The organism is Bacillus sp. 05T22, from assembly GCF_056396765.1.
This window is the reverse complement of sequence record NZ_JBFTMC010000262.1, coordinates 1-745: the sequence shown is the minus strand read 5'-3', so window position 1 is coordinate 745 and position 745 is coordinate 1. Positions and strand designations below refer to the sequence as shown.

1 protein-coding gene is annotated in these 745 nt (G+C 35.8%); it reads right to left on the bottom strand.

All coding sequences use genetic code 11. The features are described 5' to 3' along the window. Nucleotides 1-107: 107 nt before the first annotated feature. On the bottom strand, nucleotides 108-745 hold a 638-nt coding region (locus AC1DIT_RS28250; RefSeq protein ID WP_476998616.1), incomplete at its 5' end, for an AAA family ATPase.

Sequence of the window (745 nt, the reverse complement as noted above, 5' to 3'; positions counted from 1 at the left end):
TACTCAAGGTAGGCATCGTCTTCTTTTAGAAGGGCATACATTAAATTTTCCATTTGAAGAAACAGCGACGCATCAATTTTTTTGTCACTAAAAATTTGTCTCATGAATTATCCCTCAAAAAAGTAGCTTTCTGCTAATTCGCGGACAGTCATTTGTTCTGTTTCATCATTTAATTTTGCAATAATGCTTCGCTCAATTGCGCGCATAACAGGAATATATACGCCTAAATCACATGCGTCGATAATTCCGCGAATACTTGCTGCTTCTTCACTTACGCGTCCATCACGAGCAAGTGGCATGAGGTCACTTACGAATGCCACAAACTTTTCAATTGTTGCAATGTCTTTCAATTTTGATTCGGATAATAATAGTTGTTTTAATGTATCGCCTTGAATATAAGGAACTTCAATGATAACAAAACGGTTTTTTAATGCTTCATTTAATTCACTTGTTCCAACATAACCTTCGTTGATTGCAGCAATTACACGGTATTCTTCATCACCATATACAACTTGCTGTGTAAATGGATTTGTAATCATTTTACGGTAATCCAATGCACCGTGAAGAAGTGGAAGTGTTTCAGGTTTTGCCATATTAATTTCATCGATATATAGGAAATGCCCATTTTTCATTGCTTTCATAAGAGGACCGTCAACGAAGGAAACTTCAGATGCCCCGTCTTTTGTTTTTAATGTATTGTATCCTAAAATACCTTCCACATCTAAATCAACCGAACAGTTAATAC